Source organism: Tenacibaculum finnmarkense genomovar ulcerans (genome assembly GCF_900239495.1).
GTDB lineage: Bacteria > Bacteroidota > Bacteroidia > Flavobacteriales > Flavobacteriaceae > Polaribacter > Polaribacter ulcerans.
The window spans coordinates 70,738-89,849 of the sequence record NZ_OENE01000013.1 but is presented as its reverse complement, the minus strand read 5'-3'; the positions used below and the strand labels follow the sequence as shown (position 1 = coordinate 89,849).

Genomic DNA, 19,112 nt, shown 5'->3' with positions numbered 1-19,112 from the left:
AAAAATCAATTCAAAAGTATTTTTAAGAAGATAATCCTCTGTAAATAAGCAGGAGCAAAGCCTTAAAATCAGATTTTACATATAATTTCAGTCCGATAATCAGTTTTAACATCGAAAAAATTTAAAATAAACAGGTAAAAATCAATTCAAAAGTATTTTTAAGAAGATTATCCTCTGTAAATAAGTAGGAGCAAAGCCTTAAAATCAAATTTTACATATAATTTCAGCTCGATAATCAGTTTTAACATCGAAAAAATTTAAAATAAACAGGTAAAAATTAATTCAAAACCATCTTTAGTAGATTATCCTCTGTAAATAAGCAGGAGCAAAGCCTTAAAATCAAATTTTACAGTATAATTTCAGTCCGATAATCAGTTTTAATCTCAAAAAAATTTCAAATAAACAGGTAAAAATCAATTCAAAAGTATTTTTAAGAAGATAATCCTCTGTAAATAAGCAGGAGCAAAGCCTTAAAATCATATTTTACATATAATATTAGCTCCGATAATCAGTTTTAACATCGAAAAAGTAAAAAAATTCACAAATGTACCTAAAAACAGATTCGAAACACCGAGTAACAAATGTAACAACGACTAATATTGGCTTAATAAATCATATATTCCTCTTATTACAAAAGTGAATTAATGTTTATTCGTTACTAAAATCAAGATATTTACTTTTGTCATCTACTAACAACTAAGCACGAGGTAGGTAGACTATCCTTTTTATTTACAAAAGTGAACCGTATACACCCTCATATATGATTCTAATTCAATTACTTACAGATAGAGTAGTACATGCTATGGAGATGGTGTGTCTAGAACACAACTATATACTAGTTATATTTAAGATCATCTTTTAGAATGAATCAGTAACTAAGATTAATATTTATCATACAAAATAACTCATAAGTACACACACAAGAAGTTCGTCTTCGATTAACATATGTAACCGTAAAAACCCTAAGCCTCAAATTACATCCGTAACCCGCAAGCGGTTCACTCTTGTATTACAAATGTAATAAAGTCAATCCTTAGTGACGTGTTGTCAATTGTAAATTAATTCAGACATAGCTCAACTGTTATGTTAAGTGTATAGTCGTTTGTTTCTGTTTTATATAACCTAAATTCAAATATAAAGACAAGATACTTTATTGCAGAAATTAATCTAAAATCATATCAGGGAAAATACGGATGAGTTTTATCCAAGGCAACATTGTAACAAACACATTATAGGACAAAACAAAATAGCAATAGCAGGAGGAGCTTTATTTTATGTTTTTTTACGGTTTCTTAAAAAAAATAGGCAGCAAATTATATTTAGAGCTTGTTTTAAATCACTAAACAGTTTTATAATCGCCAGTAAAAATAAACCAGGAGTTATAAAAAGTAGGTGGTGTATGTTCGCTTTCTCATTCTTGATTTACTACAATTTTTAGCTGTACTCCTGTTTTAGGATGAAATAAATCCATAAAATGGAGAAATATAAATGGCGTTAACCTAGTGTTTTTAGCAAAAAAACAGAAAGATTAAAGGCTCTTAGTTCCGTTTCTCATCATCATTTGTTGTCATTTTATCTTTATTAGATACTGACTTGAAGCTACAAAATGATTCATAATTAATGAAAATTTGGTCTTTATTTAGTTTTTTTTAAACAAGCGATTTTCTTTTTTATATCTTTTTTCCGTTTAATTTAAAGATAAAATAGAGGATATTAGGTTATAAAAACTAGTATAATTAAAACTAATAAAGGAGGTATTGTAGGCGTGTAAAAAAAGAGTCTTAACTAAAAAAAGCATTTATAAAGTGAAAATAATCTCTAAATAACCTGAAAAAAAATAATTAATCCTTTTTTAAATGGTATTTCCCGCTAATTAATTTCTGGAAAAAATTCTAGAAAAAAGCTGTTTTATATTTTTAATAAGGTATTCTAAGTACAAAAATAGAGTAGTATCTAGATGATAATAATCTTATTTGAACAGCCTTTTTTTTAAGATTTTTAAACAAATAATTGTCTTCGTAATTGTTGTAATTGCGTTGTATTCTATCTGTTTTAGTATCGAATAAATTATTTTATTAAGCTGTAAAACTCAAAAAACCCCTATAAAGTTTGACTTTAATAGGGGTTGTTTTTATGCTGTTTTATTTCTTTTAAAAATATTTTAAACCGATTTAACGAAGGCTTAAAAATGAAAAATGATAGTTAATTCCTAAATTAAAATAGGTATTACTTAGGTTTCCACCTCTAGCTTTTACATACCCTAAACCTCCACGAATGTTTAATTTATCGGTTAGTTTATAATTAAGCCCTATGCTTGGCTTTACAATTAAACCTTGCCCTGTGCTAATTCCACCACCACCAGCAGCACCTGCTAAAAACTGTATAAATACCGATGTTGTGTTCTTAAAAAAAGTAGTTGATTGAACTCCTAAACCAACAATACCCTCGGCATAAGCACCTGCATCTCCAAAATTAGCAAATGAAGTTTGCCCACCTGCGTACACGTATTTATTTAAGAATAAGTTAATTTGCAACGAAATTTGATGCATGTTTTGAGAAAACCCACCTTTATTATCTCTTTTAGCATTTGGGTATAAATCATGTTTTAAAATTACTTCTAGATCTTTAAATTTACCTACTGAAAAGGTTTTTTCAGTAGATGAAATACCATCTTTATCAAGGTAATATTTCAATCCAAAACCTAAGGTTGAAGAGCTAAAATGAGCATCAGGACTCATTAAAAATCCTTTATTAATCGATAAATATGTATTGTCGAATATTTTTTGCTCAATAGATAAATCAGGGTATATTAAAAACCCTCCTTTCGTATCAACACCACCGCCGCCACCAGCTCCAACACCAAATTTAGCTAAGATATTTGTACCGTTTTTATATAGACTTGCATGATAACCTGCCCCTATAAATACATCCATATATCCAGCTTTAATTCCATGGTAAGCACCGTCAGCTTTTACAAAAAAGAACATGTTTTTGTTTAAGTAAGAATTCAATTCAAAACCTGCTAATCGCATTGTTTTTCCTTTGTAACTTCCTTTTTTTACATCTAAATTATTTAAATGAACAAGCAATGAAATAGTATTACTAGAGGTGTTCCAGTCGCTATTTTTAATTAAGGCATCAAGCTTAAAAGAGCCTTTATATTCTTCATTTTCTTTAAAATTAGTTGCTGTATCAAACGATAAAGGTATTTGAACAGCAACATTAAATTGCTGGCTTTTAATAGCTCCTTTATCAAAAAAATTAACAAAACTATACCCTGCTGTTGTTGAAAAATACTTGAAATTATACCCAGCATTTAAGTGTGGTAAAATAAAAGCACCACCACCATCGGGAGCTGATGCACCGCCGCCGCCGCCAAAATGAACCCCGGCATCAATAAATAGTTTTTCGGTGATTTTTTGCTGCACGCCAGCATTAATACCTAAGGTAAAAAAACCGCCACGAATTCCGGTTATAGCGCTATAGATACCAATACCTGCATAGCTCCAACTATTTATTTTTAAATTATAATGAATTCCTGTAAAGCCCATATTTTTTTCATTACCAGGCATTTTTATATCTAAAAAATCGAGTTGTCCAAAGGCTATTTGAGTTTCTTTTTGAGCTGTTTTATCTAGTTTATTTTGGCTATTCTGCCCGTAAAAAAAATGAACACTCATAGTAAATAATACTATAAATGTTCGTTTAATAATTTTAATTAACATTGATTTTGTTATTTAATTGTATATCTAATAGTACTATTTAATCGTGTATTTTTTGACGTTTTCCATCAATATAAGAAGCTGTAAAAGCATCTTTAAACCCAAGTTTTATCAATTCTTTTTTAAATCTTTTAGCTTGACTTAATGTAGTAAATAAACCTAATGAATATTTAAAATAATCATCATCAGAAGTGATTATTGCGGGTATTGTTTTAGAAGATAATAAAGGAAATTTTTTCTTATTATAAAAGACTCCTACCTGAACAGAATAGATTATTTCACCAGTTGTATTGTCCTTTACCTCACTAATAACTTCGTCTAAATTTCCTGAGCCTATCCTCGAATCTGAACCTTCATTTTGAGTGTTATCTAAAGACATTGCTGCAATAGTTGCGATATTAATACTATCTAAAACACGGGTATTTTCCTTACTTTTTATAGCTGCGATATCTGCTTCTGAAAAAGTAGGTGCTTGTGTAGCGCTCGTGTAAAAATAATAACAAGCTCCTAATGATATTCCTAAAAGCAAGCCTAATAAGATTGCTGTAATTCTAGATTTTTTCTGAAAAGAAGTAAGTTTTTCTTTTGCTTGATCTAATTCATCTTCGGCATTTTCTCTTTTTAACCTAGCGTTGTCTAAGTCTTCCTGCATTAATGTAAGATTTTCTTCTTCTATAAAAGGCATAATTATATGTTGATTTACGTGTTAATTAAAAATATTCGACTAAAATACAATTCTTTTTATTACTCGTGTTTTAGTAGCGTAATAATCACTGTTTTAGAAGCCGGTGTATGGCTAATTCTGGCTTTACTTTTAAGGGGAACCAATACATTTGCTTCAGGAAAATAAGTAGCGGTACATTGTTTTGGAATACTATAAGGAACCACTAAAAAGCCCGAAGCACTTCTTTTTTCCCCTTGAAAATGACTTGTTAAATCTACTTTATCTAATTTTGATAATCCTTGAGCTCTCATATCTTCAGGATTCATAAAAATAACTCTTCGCTCGTTTAAAACACCTCTATATCTATCGTTTAAACCATAAATAGTTGTGTTGTATTGATCGTGGGTTCGAATGGTCATCATCATAAATTGATTTTCTTCTAAAACAACATCCGAAGGTAAATTTGTAGAGAAGTTTGCTTTTCCTGTTAAAGTAGGAGCGTAGTTGTTCTCTCTAGCATTGTTAGGTAAATAAAAACCTCCTTTTACACGAACTTTTTCGTTATAATTTTCAAAACCAGGAATGGTTGCTTCAATTTTATTACGGATTAAATCGTAATTTGAAACAAGTAATTCCCAATCAATTTTAGTGTTTTTTAAAGTTGCTTTGGCCATACCAGCAACAATAGCAGGTTCGCTTAATAAGTGATCAGAACTAGGTGATAAATGCCCGTTAGACTGATGCACAACTCCCATAGAATTTTCTACGGTAATAAATTGATCTCCAGTTTTTTGAATGTCTTTTTCAGAACGTCCTAAACAAGGAAGAATCAATGCCTGTTTTCCATGAATTAAATGACTTCTATTTAATTTTGTAGAAATTTGAACCGTTAAATTACAGTTTTTTAATGCTTTAGCAGTGTATTCAGTATCGGGGGTTGCAGAAATAAAATTACCACCCATCCCTACAAAAACACTTGCTTTTTTAGCATACATTGCTTCAATAGCCGCTACAACATCATAGCCATGTTTACGTGGTGCTTGAAATTGAAATTCTTTTTCTAGACTATCTAAAAAGCTATCTTTTGGCTTTTCCCAAATCCCCATAGTTCGGTCTCCTTGTACATTCGAATGTCCTCGAACAGGGCAAGTTCCTGCGCCTTTTTTACCGATACTTCCTTTTAAAAGCAGTAAGTTTACAACTTCACGAATATTATCAACACCATTTTTATGCTGGGTTAATCCCATTGCCCAACAGATAATTATCTTATCATTATTGATAATCATTTGAGTTGCTTGTTCAATTATTTCTAAAGATAAGCCCGTTTGTGGCAATAATTCGGCAATAGTATAAGTATCTAAATCGATTAAAAACTCCTCTAAACCATGTGTTTTTTCTTTTATAAATTGATGATTAAAAACGCCTCCTTTTTCTTGTTCTTGGGTTTTCATCAATTTTAAGATGATTTTTAACAAGGCAACATCACCATTTATTTTAACCTGTAAGAATAGGTCTGTTAATACATCACCAGCGCCAAGCCACTTTAAAGGGTTTTGAGGATCTACATATTTCATTAAACCAACCTCAGGAAGCGGGTTTATGGTCATTATTTTACCCCCATTATCCTTTGTTTGTTTTAAAGCGGTTAACATTCTTGGATGATTTGTTCCTGGGTTTTGACCTATAACTATCACTAAGTCAGCATGATTGAAATCATCTAGGGTAACCGACCCTTTACCAATTCCAACGGTTTGAGAAAGCGCACTACCGCTACTTTCATGACACATATTTGAACAGTCTGGAAGGTTATTTGTTCCAAATTTTCGAACAAATAATTGATATAAAAAAGCTGCTTCATTACTTGTTCTTCCAGAGGTATAAAAAATAGCTTCATCAGGGTTTTTTAAGTCGTTTAGCTCATTTCCAACAAGTTTAAAAGCATTTTCCCATGAAATTTCTTCGTAATTATTGCTTCCTTCTCGTAAAATCATCGGATGTGTAATACGCCCACTTTTTCCGATATCATAATCTGACCATTCTGAAAGTTCTTGAACCGTATGTGTTGCAAAAAACAAGGGAGAAACTCTATTTGTTGTAGCTTCTTCAGCAATTGCTTTGGCGCCATTTTCGCAATATTCAGCTAAAAAGGCTCTTTTTTGATCAGGATCAGGCCATGCGCAACCAGGACAATCAAAACCATCTAATTGATTGATGTTTTTTAATAATTGAATCCCTTTTACAATCCCTGTTTCAGAAAAAACATGACTCAATGCCGATTTTATCGCCTTTGTTCCTACGGCTTTTGTAGGAACTTCAATAAGTTTTATTCCTGTTAAATTTTCAGGAGGCTGTGCTTTTACAGTCTTTTCTTGTTGTTTTTGATTACTCATAATTTATATATTGAAGATATGTTGAGGATTTGCGTAAACGGTCATTTTATCATTTCGACTAAAACCAATTAAACAAATGCCAAATTCTTTAGCAAAATCAACCGCCAAAGAAGAACAGGCGGAAACAGCAATAATAATACGAATTTTCGCAAAAAAAGCTTTTGAAACAATTTCATACGAAACACGTCCGCTAACAAGCATATAACTTACTTGCTTTAGCTGTTGTTTTTCAATTAAATCACCAATGCACTTATCAACCGCATTGTGCCTACCAATATCTTCTTTAATAGTTAAAAGTTCTTTTTTCTTATTAAACAATGCGCAGGCATGACTACCGCCTGTTTCTTTGAATAAAAACTGTAAATCAGTCATTTTAATAAACATATCAAATGTACTGTTTATTGCTGTGTTTACTGCCGATTTATGATCCTCTTTCGCTACTTCATTAGCTTTATTACTAGAAGAAAGTGATTCCCCTGTTATTTTTAAGTCTTTTAGCGCTGTTTTTCCACAAATCCCACAGGAAGAAACAGATAAAAGGGTACGTTTATTCAAGTATCCCTTCCTTAATTTATCCTTCGGAATTGTAACGTTTAAAATAGTAGATTCATCGGTATTTACCTCAATAGTATTGATTGATAAAGCCTCTTTGCTTTTGTAAATATCCTCCGCATATAAAAGCCCTCTAATTAATTGATTATCATCACCTGGAGTTCTCATTACAACGGTGTATGATTCATTATTGATATTAATTTGAAGAGCCGCTTCAACAACAATTGTATCAGCTACTTTTAAAGCGTTATTTTTTGATAATTTTATAGATTCGTAAACACTGGATTTTTTCATGTAAAAGCAAAAGTACGTAAAAAAAGAATCAACAGCAGTGGTTTTTATACTGTTTTAGAACACTGAATTACAATACGTTCATTACTGCTATTTGTTGTGAAAAATAAGTACACATCGCCACCGTCTTTTAATTTTGTTTCTGCTCTTATTTGCGCCACTGTTTTTGGAAAATTTCGAGTAGTAATATTCGCTTTTAACATGGTTAATTCCTTTTTTATTTTTTTCTTATTATAAGGATAAACAGCTATGACTTTAAAAATTCTTCCAGGAAAATCAACAAGTATTTCTTTAGAGGTGTAGAGATGTGAGTGCTGCTGTAATTTAGCTACATTATATGCTTTTGCTACTTCATTAAAACCTCCTGATTTTAAAATAGCAGCATTGGGTTCATACAGGTAATCTAAAGTATTACTATAGGTTATTTTATGATTTTCATTAATGAAAAAACCAAACTCTTGAATGCTATTTCTCAGTATGTTAACTGTTTTTACCTCAATTAACTGATTAGATTTTAAATTTAGTAAAAAAAGCAATTCTTTTACTTCGTTATTTACCGCAACAACATGAATTTCTTTAACAAATTTTAATTCGTTTAAGGTTGCTGTAATATCAAGCATTGGTGAATTTTTAATTAATATAGTATCTGATTTTGTGAATAAAAAATCAATATTTTCAGGTACGTTTGGCAAGCAATCTTTTAATAAAAAAACCTTTCCTTTAACATCATCTCTACGAGAAGGGTCTATGTAAATGCAATCAAATTTTTGTGGAGTTTCTTTTAAATAACCCAAGCCATTTGTGGCAACTGTTTGAATATTTTTAACCGCTAATTGCTGATAATTATAAGTAACAATTTCAGAAAGTTCTTTGTTAATTTCAGCATGAATAACTTGCTTAAAATATTTTGAAAAATAAAAAGCGTCAACACCAAAGCCACCAGTAATATCAATTAATAGTTGGGCACTCGATTTACTTAATAAGCTACTCAATAAATTCTTTTTATAAATAGCGGTTTCTTCAGAAGAAGTTTGCTCAATACTAATTTTAGCTGGGTAATAAATGTCATTTGTTAAAAACCAATTAGGCAGTTTATCCTTGGCCTTTATTTTGCTAACAATCTGATTAGATAATTCTTGTATTGTAATATTTTTAAACGGACTACCTTTTAAAATTAGCTTGGTAATATTTGACTGTAAATTTTCGCTTATAAATTGCTGTACATTTTCATGTAAGATTGTAGTATTCAATAATTTTTGTGTTTTAACTTTTTTAAAGCATTAAAAATGCGAAAATAAAAAAAAAGAGGGATATTTTTAATAAATATTGTTCTCTATCCATTTTATTTTATAGTTTTACCCTATTATTTATAATTAAAAACCAAAAACATGAATAAAAAAATTTTAGCAGCAATTATAATGTTTGCATCGCTTTCTGCAAGTGCACAAGTTTATGTATCAGCAAGTAGCGGATATTCTTTTAAGGCAGTTGAATCTAAAATGGGAACTAAAACAAGCCTTAGCGGTGTAGAGAATACCTACGGAAGTTACGGAGAAGGAACACATACACAGGTTAGAGCAGGTTATTTCTTTAATGATAAATGGGGAATTGAAGCAGCAGCAGGGTATTTACATGGCGCAGATCAAACAGCAATGCTTGTTGAGGTACCAGGACAACCTTATGTTGATGTAAAAGCTAGAGGTAGAGCTTTCGGTTTGTCTTTATCAACAGTATATAACATTACAGAGCATTTTTACGGACGTGCAGGAGTGTTAACTAAAATTGGTGGAAAAACAGAAGTTGTAGGAAAGGTTAAAACAGCTTTACCAACTCCAGTAGGAACAACAATTCCTTTAGAAATTGATTTTACTAGAGATTTTAAAGGGAAGTTTCCTTTAGGATTTATTGGTGCAATTGGTTATAAACATGAAATTCTTAAAAATTTATCAGTTTTTGCAGAAGCGGAATACTTAGGGATAAGCGTTACTAGAAATACGTCTGAAATAGGTGATTTTTCAGCAACTTTAAATGGTAACAATGTTTCTAGAGAGGCATTATTAAAAACAGTTGGAACAGGTTTAGGAGCATTATCGCCTTTAATTAATGATAAAATTTCTTACGAAGATTCATTAACTTTAGTTGAAAATGCACAAGCACAACAAAATCCTTTAGCGACAAAGCAATTATCACAAACGGTTCCTTATTCTTCTTGGGGATTTAACTTTGGATTTACTTATACTTTTAATAAAAGAAAATAAGAAGCTTTAAAATTTTCTTGATTTTTTTTAGTTAAAAAATTAAAAAAAAACGAGTATCCTTAAAAAGATACTCGTTTTTTTTATGTGATATCAAAAAGAAATTAAACTAAAAAACTATGGCAAATCAGGATGCGAAGCTGAAATAAATTCAGAGCTTGACGTAGTTCGAGATGGAGATTCAGACGTAGTTCGATTCAGACAGTTTGATTTGATGTTTTCGATTTGACAGACTCGAATTAAAATCGACTATTAAAAAAGACTTGCTTTTATCATTCTGTCGTTTCCTACAAAATCTTTTTTTAGTTCGATACTTTTAAACCCTTTTTCAGCTAACATCGCTACAGTTTCTTTGGCTAAGTATTGATTAATTTCAAAAAACAACAATCCATTTTTAGTTAAATGTAGTTTTGCTAAATCGGCAATTTTATTGTAGAAGATAAGAGGATTATCATCTGAAACAAACAACGCCAAATGCGGTTCGTTTTCTAATACATTATTTTTGATTTCTGCCTTTTCCAACTCTCGAACATAAGGCGGATTCGAAACAATAATATCAAAACAGATATCGCTTGAATTAGAAGAAGAAATAAAATTCAAAGTATCTGCTTTTAAAATATCTTGAGCGATAAAATTAATTTCAACAGTATTTTGTTTTGCGTTTTCTTTGGCAATTTTTAAAGCTTCTTTAGAAACATCGATTGCCGAAATATCAAAATCAGCTAAATGCTTTTTTAAACTGATAGGAATGCAACCCGTTCCTGTGCCAATTTCTAAAATACTGCGGGGTTTTAAAACCTCATCATATTGTGAATGTTGTGAGTTTTTAATATCAGAAATTTCTTCTAAAATCCATTCGACTAATTGCTCGGTTTCTGGGCGAGGAATTAATGTGTTTTTATTCACCAAAAAAGGAAATCCATAAAATTCAGTGTTTCCTAAAATATATTGAATCGGTTCTTGTTTTTTTAATCGTTGAATAGCGCTGTTAAATAAAACTTGTTTTGAATCGGTAATTTCAAAATCAGCTTTCATCAATACATCTATTCGTTGAAAATCTAAATATTCTTCTATCAGATAAAAGAAAAAAGTATCAATTTCCGTTTGCGGATAAATTCCAGATAATTGCGCTGTAAAATCAATTTTTAAATCGTGTAATTTCATTAAATTATTTTAAAGGATAAAAGAGTAAAGAATCTTATTAAAAAATGAAGATGCTTGGTTAGTTGTTTAGAGATAAACAAAAAGTAAAAAAACCTCATCTTTATCAGAAACAAAATAAATTCTGCTTCGCAGATTCAATTAAAGCAAAGAAACTTATTTTTGTGAAATAATAAAAAGAAAATCAAAATGAATAAATTTATATTTTTCACAAGTATCGTAATAAGTAGTTTCTGTATTACAAGCTGTGCTATTAAAAAAAAGCCGCTGTTTTTAAAAATTGATGATATTAAAGTACTTTCAGTTGCTTCGGATACCATTCGATTAAAAGCCAATGCTTTTTTTAAGAATCCAAATGATATTGGCGGAAAATTATCCACAGATAAAATTAAAGTATTGGTAAACGGAACGCAATTAGCACATGTTTGCTCCGAAGAATTTAAAGTACCGGCACGTAAAGAATTTGCGATTCCTTTAAAAGTAGCAATTTCAACGAAAGAAGTATTCCAAAACAATAAAAACGGAATTTTAGGAGGTTTGTTAAATTCGCTATTAAATAAAAGCGTAAAAGTGCAGTTTAAAGGCGATTTACGTTACAAGGTTTTAGGTTTTTCTCACATATACACGATCGATAAAACCGAAGAAATTAAAATCAACTTTTAACTTTTAAAACTTATTTATTAAATTTTGATACAGCAACAAAACCAAAACACCACAGAAATCACCGAAAACGAAAAATATATAAAACGCTGTTTACAGCTCGCTAAAAATGGTATTGGAACTGCACGTCCAAATCCGTCAGTTGGGGCAGTTATCGTTTATAAAAACACCATTATAGGCGAGGGGTTTACAAGCGCCTACGGCGGAAATCATGCAGAGGTAAATGCTATAAATTCGGTAAAAGATAAAACGCTTTTAAAAGAGGCGACTATTTATGTAACCCTAGAACCTTGTGCTCATTTTGGAAAAACACCGCCTTGTGCCGATTTAATTGTAAAGCACCACATCCCAAAAGTTGTGATCGGTTGTGTTGACACGAACAGTTTAGTGTCAGGAAAAGGCATCGAACGTTTACAAAACGCAGGAATTAACGTAACCGTTGGCGTTTTAGAAGATGAATGTAAAAAACATCATAAACGATTTTTTACGGTTCAAAATAAAAAACGCCCGTTTATTGTTTTGAAATGGGCAGAAACTGCCGATGGTTTTATCGCTCCGCTAAAAAGAGATGCACAGCAACCTGTTTGGATTTCTAATAGCTATTCGCAACAATTGGTTCATAAAATACGAAGCCAAGAACAGGCAATTTTGGTAGGAACAAATACGGTTATTGCCGATAATCCGTCTTTAGATGTTCGGCATTGGGCTGGAAATAATCCTGTGAGAGTTGTATTGGATAAAAATTTACGAATTCCATCGAATTTAACGGTTTTTGATGAAAAAGTAAAAACACTTGTTTTAGTAGATAAAGCAACAAAAATAAATAAAGTAAAAGAGCAAGTTGAGGTTTTAGAAAAAATTGATTTTTCATCCCGCGTAGCGGAACAAATATGTAGTGTTTTACAAAAACATCAAATTCAATCGGTTTTAATTGAAGGCGGAGCGCAAACGCTGCAAACTTTTATTGATGCCAATTTATGGGATGAAGCACAGGTTTTTGTAGGCGAAACATTCTTTAAAAATGGGGTGGAAGCGCCTAGGTTATCCGCAGAAAAAATACTGCTAAAAAAACAAAACATCGCAAGCGATGTTTTGAGAATTTTTGAAAACACACAAACGCGATAAATACATTACATTATACATATAAAAAACATAAAAAAAATGAATACCATAAAAAATATAATTTTCGATTTTGGTGATATTTTCATCAACCTAGACAAACAAGCAACACACAAAGAAATGGCGAAACTTGGGGTTACAAATTTTTCTGAAGATATGATGCAAACCTATTACCGTTATGAAATGGGTTTAATTTCTACGGATGAATTTATCGCTTTTTATCAAACGAAATTTCCACAGATAAGCCCTGCCGATTTGGTAAATGCTTGGAATGCTATTTTGTTAGATTTTCCAAAAAATAGATTGGCGTTTTTAAAAGAATTAGCGGCATCAAAAAAATACCGTTTGTTTTTATTAAGCAACACCAACGATTTACATATTTCATGGATTCAAAATAATTGGGGAGCAGAATTATACCAAGAGTTTAAAAGCTGCTTTGAACAATTTTATTTATCGCATGAAATAAATTTTAGAAAACCAAACGCTACTATTTACGAGTTTGTGTTAAATGAAAATAATTTAATAGCTTCAGAAACGCTTTTTGTAGATGATTTAAAAGAAAATACCGATTCAGCTAAAAAATTAGGGATTAACGTTTGGAATTTAACGCCAGGAAAAGAAGATGTAGTTTCCTTATTAAGTTATCCTTTTTTATCATTTTGATGCGATGCTCAAATAAATTCAGCATGAGTTCACCAGTCACCAGATTCTAATATTCTATCTATTATCTACTAATAAAAAAATGATCTACCTTATTATCAGTATTTTAATTGCAAGTTCGTTATTTGTAATTTTCAAATTATTTTCAACTTTTAAAATAAACACCGCACAGGCAATTGTTGTCAATTATTTAATCGCATTTTTATTTGGGTTTTATAATTCAGAAACCAGCACAACTCTTTTGCAAATACCTCAGCAATCATGGTTTATTGGTGCGTTTATTTTAGGGATATTATTTATCGCAATATTTAATGTAATGGGAATTACCGCCCAAAAAAACGGCTTAGCCGTTGCCTCAGTAGCAGGGAAGATGTCTGTAACAATTCCGATTATTTTTGGCGTTTTTTTATACGATGAAAGTATTGGTTTTATCAAAATAATAGGTGTTTTATTAGCTTTAACATCAGTATATTTAGCATCGGCAAAAAGCGATACCGCTTCGGTGAATTTAAAAGACTTAAAATATCCGATTTTGTTGTTTTTAGGTTCAGGATGTATTGACACCTTGCTAAAGTATATGGAAATTTCCTATGTTTCTAAAAGTGCTATCCCGATGTTTTTAGCCACTATTTTTGGCTGTGCATTTATCTTCGGATGTTTTTTTATGGCTTTACAAGTTTTAAAAGCTTCAATTTTAGATAAAAAAATAAAAAGCATCCAAAGAAAACAAGAAACAGAACAAAAAGGGAAACAAATTATTAAAAATATTATTGGCGGAATTGTTTTAGGGATTCCGAATTATTATTCGATGGCATTTTTAATAAAAGCCCTAAAAACAGAAGGTTTAGAAAGTTCAACATTATTTACCATAAACAATGTATCGGTCGTTATTTTAACAACTATTTTCGCATTGCTATTCTTTAAAGAAAAACTCGTTAAAAAGAATTGGATAGGTATCGGATTGGCAGTTATTAGTATTTTAGTAGTCGCATCGGCATAATCTACAGACATTACAATACAAACAAAAAGAGAGTAAAGCAGCAGAAAATAATATGAGTGATATAAATAACACAGACCAAAATAAAATTAAAGATACCTATAAAACAATTGATGTTTTATCCGAAGAAACTCTTTTTAAAGATAGAAATAGTAAATTCTTCGGATATGCTTTTCCTGTATCATCCGAAGAACAGGTTAAAGAAGCAATAGAAGGATTACGAAAAAAACATCATACAGCACGTCATTTTTGCTACGCTTGGCAATTTGGAATTGAAGCAGAAAAAATGCGTTTTAGAGCAAACGATGACGGAGAACCAAGTAACTCGGCAGGAATGCCTATTTATGGGCAAATTCAAGCTTTTGACGTGACAAACATATTAATTGTGTCTGTTCGTTATTTTGGCGGAACAAAACTAGGCGTAGGCGGATTGATAAACGCTTACAGAACCTCAGCAAAAATTGCTTTAGAAGCTTCTGATATCAAAGAAAAAACAATCGATATTGAATATCAATTAAACTTTGGTTACGATATGATGAATAAAGTACAGCGTGTTGTTAAAGAACGAAATTTAAATATCACAGCGCAAAAATTAGAAATGGATTGTGAATATATAATATCGGTTCGTAAAAAAGACGCACAAATAGTCTTTGATATTTTTGATAATCTGTTTAAGGTTAATATTAAAAGAATGGATGAACAAGATACGTAGAAACGGATTGCTATCCGTTTGCGTCTGTCCATTTGGACAGAGAGAATATTTGTAAAGTTTGCGTCTGTCCATTTGGACAGAGAGAATATTTGTAAAATAAAAAATTGAAATTCTATGAAAATTAAAACATCTTTTTTAAAATGTTTAGCTTTAACATTACTATTAACCAGTTGTGGCGCTAATAAACCTAAAATTCATCATCTAACTCAAGCAGAAATAAAAACATACAGGAACGCTCAAAATTACACGGTAAAACTTCCCGAATCTTGGAAATCAGTTCCCGATCATGATTTTGTAACATATACACCTAAAAATCTAGGCGCTATCTTTTATAAAAATACCGTTCGAATATTTAATATTACGCCTAAAAAAATAGGAAGCGAAAAAATAACACTTCAAAAAGTTACAGAAGATTATATTAATCATCATTTTACGCAAAAAGAAGTATCGCTCCAAGAAGTAACTAAACATCAAACTAGGTTTGGTACAACCTACGTACAGCACTATAAACACGATTGGAATTCGGTAGATTACGACACAATAAGATTCTTTTTTGAAGTAAAAGGAAGTTATTATACGTTTACGTATTCTTCCGAAGAAAAATATCAAAAAAAATACCAAGCAGATGCCGATTTAATTTTCAAATCATTATCGTTTAAATAAAAATAAACGACGGTACAATATATACGTACCGTGATATGCGGTAGAGACAGATTGCAATCTGTCTCTACGAACGAAAACAACGAAAACACAAATATCATAATATCATCATGAAAAACTCTATTATATTTTTCTCATTACTGATACTTTCAAATATAATAGGGTATGTGTTTAATATCATCATCAGTAAATTTTGGGATAAGCGAAATAAACACGACACAAGCACTTCTAAAAAAGAAGTGCTTTATTCTTTACTAATATTATTGATAAACATTCTTATTGCAATTCCTGGTTATATATTATGGCAAATAGATATCATAACTTTTTCTTCGGATAATTTTTTAATATCATTTATAGCGCTTTTCATATTGATGGACTTTTTAATGTATGTTTTACATTGGTGTTCTCATAATATACCTTACTTAAATAAGCTTCATGCAAAACACCACGAACATACATTGAATTCAATGCGGTGAGTTTGTATTATATGTCACTTTGGGAAGCAGTGTTTTTCGGTTTGCTATTAACAATCGTTTCTATTGTGTTTTCATTTAACCTATATAGCTTTATCGTGTTATCGTGTTTCTTGTTTTTAACTGGCTTTACGGCGTAATCACGCATTTAAATGTAAAGAAGAATGTGAATATAAAAACAGCAAAGAAATCTTCTTTACTATTCACAACAAACAGTTTTCAATGGGTTTTATACTGTTTTTTGGGATGAGGTATTTAAAACCGCGAAGTAAAGACGGATTGCTATCCGTCTTCAGCATCCATCCATCTTCAGCATAATTTACAAACACAACACATACATTACATAAATATTACGAAATTCGCAACTCGCCTCGGGAGGGTATTTTAAAAATGATAATTAAAAGCTTACTTAAATAAGAATATAACAATAAAAGACAAAAAACGCAATAAATAAAAGAAATAAACGTTTAAATAATATTCGAGTTTTATTACTATTAATTTAGCCTTCCTTTAAAGTTATACTGTGTTTCTGTAAATATAGAATACTATTAGAATACTATATAAATGATAAAAAACGTAACTTTTAGCTTCGTTTTTATGATGAACTATCAAAACAAGAAAGACATTAGCCCTTTAATTATAGGTTATTAAAATAAAACATCGTAAATTTGCACGCCTTTTTACGAGAACAGATTTAACAAAGGTAGCAAACAAATTTATATTTTAATTCTCTTTTATATTGGTATCGCTAAGAATCTGATCAATAGAAAGATACAAAAACTAGTTCAGACATGTCTGAAGAAAAAAACACAGCTGCTGAGGCAGTAACAGTAAACCCAGCAGAATTTTTAGCAACATTTAACTGGCATAAATACGAAGAAGGTATTGATGAAGTTGATGAATCTAAATTAAAAGAATTCGAAAAAGCGTTAGAAGGAACAGTAGGTTTCGTAAACGAACGTGATGTTATCGAAGGAACCGTTACAAGAATTACTGATAGAGATGCAATTATCGATATCAACTCTAAATCTGAAGGAGTTATTTCTTTAAACGAATTCCGTTACAATCCAGGTTTAAAACTTGGAGATAGTGTTGAGGTATTAGTTGACAAAAGAGAAGATGCTTCTGGTCAATTAGTATTATCTCACAAAAAAGCACGTGTTATTAAAGCATGGGAACGTGTTAATAATGCACATGAAACTGGTGAAATCGTTAACGGTTTTGTTAAGTGTAGAACTCGTGGAGGTATGATCGTTGATGTATTTGGTATTGAAGCTTTCTTACCAGGATCTCAAATTGATGTGAAGCCTATCCGTGATTACGATCAGTATGTAGAGAAAACTATGGAATTCAAAGTTGTGAAAATCAACCACGAATTTAAAAACGTAGTAGTATCGCATAAAGCGTTAATTGAAGCTGATTTAGAAGATCAGAAGAAAGAAATCATCGGTCAATTAGAAAAAGGACAAGTATTAGAAGGTGTTGTTAAAAACATTACTTCTTATGGTGTCTTTGTTGATTTAGGTGGTGTTGACGGTTTAGTTCATATTACTGATTTATCTTGGTCTCGTATTAACCACCCGAATGAGGTTGTTGAATTAGATCAGAAATTAAATGTTGTAATTTTAGACTTTGACGATAACAAATCTAGAATTCAATTAGGTTTAAAACAATTATCTTCTCATCCTTGGGAAGCTTTAAATACTGATTTAAAAGTTGGTGATAAAGTTAAAGGAAAAGTTGTTGTTTTAGCTGATTATGGTGCTTTTGTAGAGGTTGAAGAAGGTGTTGAAGGTTTAATTCACGTTTCTGAAATGTCTTGGTCTACTCACTTACGTTCTGCGCAAGATTTCGTAAAAGTTGGTGATGAGGTTGAAGCTCAAATTTTAACTTTAGACCGTGAAGACCGTAAAATGTCTCTTGGTATGAAGCAATTACATCCAGATCCTTGGACTGATATTACTACTAAGTACCCTGTAAACTCTAAGCATACTGGTACTGTACGTAACTATACTAACTTTGGTGTGTTTGTTGAATTAGAAGAAGGAATTGACGGATTAGTTTATATCTCTGATTTATCTTGGACTAAGAAAATTAAACATCCTTCTGATTTTGTTACTGTTGGTGATAAATTAGAAGTTCAAGTATTAGAATTAGACGTTGAGAACCGTAAGTTAAACTTAGGTCATAAGCAAACTCAAGATAACCCTTGGGATGCTCATGAAGCTACGTATGCAATCGGATCTACTCACGAAGGTTCTATCAAGGAAAAGAATGATAAAGGTGCAACTGTAACTTTTGCAGATGGTATCGAAGCATTCGCTCCAACTCGTTTCTTAGAAAAAGAAGACGGTTCTAAATTAGAAAAAGGTGATGCTGTAAAGTTCATCGTTACTGAATTTAGTAAAGAATACAGAAGAATTGTTGTTTCTCATACTTCTCTTTTCAAAGAAGAAGAAAAGAAAAACATCAAGGCTGCTGCTAAAAAAGCTGCTGACGTAGAAAAAACTACTTTAGGAGATATTGGTGGATTAGCTGAATTAAAAAGAAAAATGGAAGGGAAATAATATTTCTTTATCATAAATCTTAAAACCCGTTACGAAAGTAGCGGGTTTTTTTATGCTTATTTTTTTAAAATAAAAAGCAGACCAGACACCAAGACCTCACAGGTTTTAAAAACCTGTGAGGTCTAAATTATAGAAGAGTAAAAACATCCATAAATCGAAGATGTATTCAAACCTATTCTTATTAATTTATGAAATTACCGTTATATTTGTACTAAAATTTAAAATATAC

Annotated in this window: 14 protein-coding genes; 8 read left to right on the top strand and 6 right to left on the bottom strand. The window is 30.9% G+C overall.

The genetic code is table 11. The features are described 5' to 3' along the window. Positions 1 to 2,171: 2,171 nt before the first annotated feature. The 5 genes from DPIF8902391_RS04695 to DPIF8902391_RS04675 all read right to left on the bottom strand — a co-directional run bounded on the left by DPIF8902391_RS04695 (position 2,172) and on the right by DPIF8902391_RS04675 (position 8,869). The gene (locus DPIF8902391_RS04695) at positions 2,172 to 3,680 is read right to left on the bottom strand and encodes a hypothetical protein (RefSeq protein WP_198912933.1); all 1,509 of its coding nucleotides are present in this window, start codon (positions 3,678 to 3,680) and stop codon (positions 2,172 to 2,174) included. 82 nt (positions 3,681 to 3,762) lie between these two features. Beyond that, positions 3,763 to 4,407: a hypothetical protein gene (locus DPIF8902391_RS04690; RefSeq protein WP_058885047.1), complete on the bottom strand. Its 645-nt coding sequence runs from the start codon at positions 4,405 to 4,407 to the stop codon at positions 3,763 to 3,765. Between the two features lie 59 nt (positions 4,408 to 4,466). Continuing rightward, entirely contained in the window at positions 4,467 to 6,776 is a 2,310-nt protein-coding gene (locus tag DPIF8902391_RS04685; protein WP_058885046.1) for an FdhF/YdeP family oxidoreductase, read from the bottom strand. A gap of 3 nt (positions 6,777 to 6,779) precedes the next feature. Further along, positions 6,780 to 7,622, bottom strand: a complete 843-nt coding sequence (fdhD, locus tag DPIF8902391_RS04680) for a formate dehydrogenase accessory sulfurtransferase FdhD (protein WP_058885045.1) — start codon at positions 7,620 to 7,622, stop codon at positions 6,780 to 6,782. A gap of 44 nt (positions 7,623 to 7,666) precedes the next feature. After that, positions 7,667 to 8,869, bottom strand: coding sequence for a THUMP-like domain-containing protein (locus DPIF8902391_RS04675; protein ID WP_172505167.1), 1,203 nt, complete (start codon positions 8,867 to 8,869; stop codon positions 7,667 to 7,669). Positions 8,870 to 9,007: 138 nt separating this feature from the next. Here DPIF8902391_RS04675 and DPIF8902391_RS04670 point away from each other — a divergent pair, with 138 nt between their 5' ends. Further along, the gene (locus tag DPIF8902391_RS04670) at positions 9,008 to 9,877 is read left to right on the top strand and encodes an outer membrane beta-barrel protein (RefSeq protein ID WP_058885043.1); all 870 of its coding nucleotides are present in this window, start codon (positions 9,008 to 9,010) and stop codon (positions 9,875 to 9,877) included. A gap of 249 nt (positions 9,878 to 10,126) precedes the next feature. Here the strand turns inward: DPIF8902391_RS04670 and prmC are convergent, their stop codons facing one another. Further along, on the bottom strand, positions 10,127 to 11,038 hold the full coding sequence (gene prmC, locus DPIF8902391_RS04665) for a peptide chain release factor N(5)-glutamine methyltransferase (protein WP_172505166.1): 912 nt from the start codon (positions 11,036 to 11,038) through the stop codon (positions 10,127 to 10,129). Between the two features lie 186 nt (positions 11,039 to 11,224). Between prmC and DPIF8902391_RS04660 the strand changes: the two genes are divergently transcribed. The 7 genes from DPIF8902391_RS04660 to rpsA all read left to right on the top strand — a co-directional run bounded on the left by DPIF8902391_RS04660 (position 11,225) and on the right by rpsA (position 18,883). Next, the gene (locus DPIF8902391_RS04660) at positions 11,225 to 11,698 is read left to right on the top strand and encodes an LEA type 2 family protein (protein WP_058885041.1); all 474 of its coding nucleotides are present in this window, start codon (positions 11,225 to 11,227) and stop codon (positions 11,696 to 11,698) included. A 24-nt stretch (positions 11,699 to 11,722) separates the two neighbouring features. Continuing rightward, on the top strand, positions 11,723 to 12,820 hold the full coding sequence (gene ribD, locus DPIF8902391_RS04655) for a bifunctional diaminohydroxyphosphoribosylaminopyrimidine deaminase/5-amino-6-(5-phosphoribosylamino)uracil reductase RibD (protein WP_198912934.1): 1,098 nt from the start codon (positions 11,723 to 11,725) through the stop codon (positions 12,818 to 12,820). A 36-nt stretch (positions 12,821 to 12,856) separates the two neighbouring features. Next, complete coding sequence (locus DPIF8902391_RS04650; RefSeq protein WP_172505165.1) at positions 12,857 to 13,477, top strand: HAD-IA family hydrolase; 621 nt, start codon at positions 12,857 to 12,859, stop codon at positions 13,475 to 13,477. A 79-nt stretch (positions 13,478 to 13,556) separates the two neighbouring features. Further along, entirely contained in the window at positions 13,557 to 14,474 is a 918-nt protein-coding gene (locus DPIF8902391_RS04645) for an EamA family transporter (RefSeq protein ID WP_101903741.1), read from the top strand. A gap of 52 nt (positions 14,475 to 14,526) precedes the next feature. Beyond that, a complete protein-coding gene (locus tag DPIF8902391_RS04640; RefSeq protein ID WP_198912935.1) occupies positions 14,527 to 15,183 on the top strand; it encodes an IMPACT family protein in 657 nt (218 codons plus the stop codon). Between the two features lie 114 nt (positions 15,184 to 15,297). Next, complete coding sequence (locus DPIF8902391_RS04635; RefSeq protein ID WP_172505164.1) at positions 15,298 to 15,846, top strand: hypothetical protein; 549 nt, start codon at positions 15,298 to 15,300, stop codon at positions 15,844 to 15,846. 1,261 nt (positions 15,847 to 17,107) lie between these two features. Continuing rightward, positions 17,108 to 18,883, top strand: coding sequence for a 30S ribosomal protein S1 (gene rpsA / locus DPIF8902391_RS04630; RefSeq protein ID WP_101915238.1), 1,776 nt, complete (start codon positions 17,108 to 17,110; stop codon positions 18,881 to 18,883). The last annotated feature ends 229 nt before the right edge of the window (positions 18,884 to 19,112 follow it).

What these genes read in the sequence shown, in the direction of transcription:
- DPIF8902391_RS04695 (WP_198912933.1), bottom strand. Translation starts at nt 3,680, where the DNA reads ATGAGTGTTCATTTTTTTTACGGGCAGAATAGCCAAAATAAACTAGAT.
- DPIF8902391_RS04670 (WP_058885043.1), top strand. Translation starts at nt 9,008, where the DNA reads ATGAATAAAAAAATTTTAGCAGCAATTATAATGTTTGCATCGCTTTCT.
- rpsA (WP_101915238.1), top strand. Translation starts at nt 17,108, where the DNA reads ATGTCTGAAGAAAAAAACACAGCTGCTGAGGCAGTAACAGTAAACCCA.
- DPIF8902391_RS04685 (WP_058885046.1), bottom strand. Translation starts at nt 6,776, where the DNA reads ATGAGTAATCAAAAACAACAAGAAAAGACTGTAAAAGCACAGCCTCCT.
- fdhD (WP_058885045.1), bottom strand. Translation starts at nt 7,622, where the DNA reads ATGAAAAAATCCAGTGTTTACGAATCTATAAAATTATCAAAAAATAAC.
- prmC (WP_172505166.1), bottom strand. Translation starts at nt 11,038, where the DNA reads ATGAAATTACACGATTTAAAAATTGATTTTACAGCGCAATTATCTGGA.
- DPIF8902391_RS04690 (WP_058885047.1), bottom strand. Translation starts at nt 4,407, where the DNA reads ATGCCTTTTATAGAAGAAGAAAATCTTACATTAATGCAGGAAGACTTA.
- DPIF8902391_RS04660 (WP_058885041.1), top strand. Translation starts at nt 11,225, where the DNA reads ATGAATAAATTTATATTTTTCACAAGTATCGTAATAAGTAGTTTCTGT.
- DPIF8902391_RS04640 (WP_198912935.1), top strand. Translation starts at nt 14,527, where the DNA reads ATGAGTGATATAAATAACACAGACCAAAATAAAATTAAAGATACCTAT.
- DPIF8902391_RS04635 (WP_172505164.1), top strand. Translation starts at nt 15,298, where the DNA reads ATGAAAATTAAAACATCTTTTTTAAAATGTTTAGCTTTAACATTACTA.
- DPIF8902391_RS04645 (WP_101903741.1), top strand. Translation starts at nt 13,557, where the DNA reads ATGATCTACCTTATTATCAGTATTTTAATTGCAAGTTCGTTATTTGTA.
- DPIF8902391_RS04650 (WP_172505165.1), top strand. Translation starts at nt 12,857, where the DNA reads ATGAATACCATAAAAAATATAATTTTCGATTTTGGTGATATTTTCATC.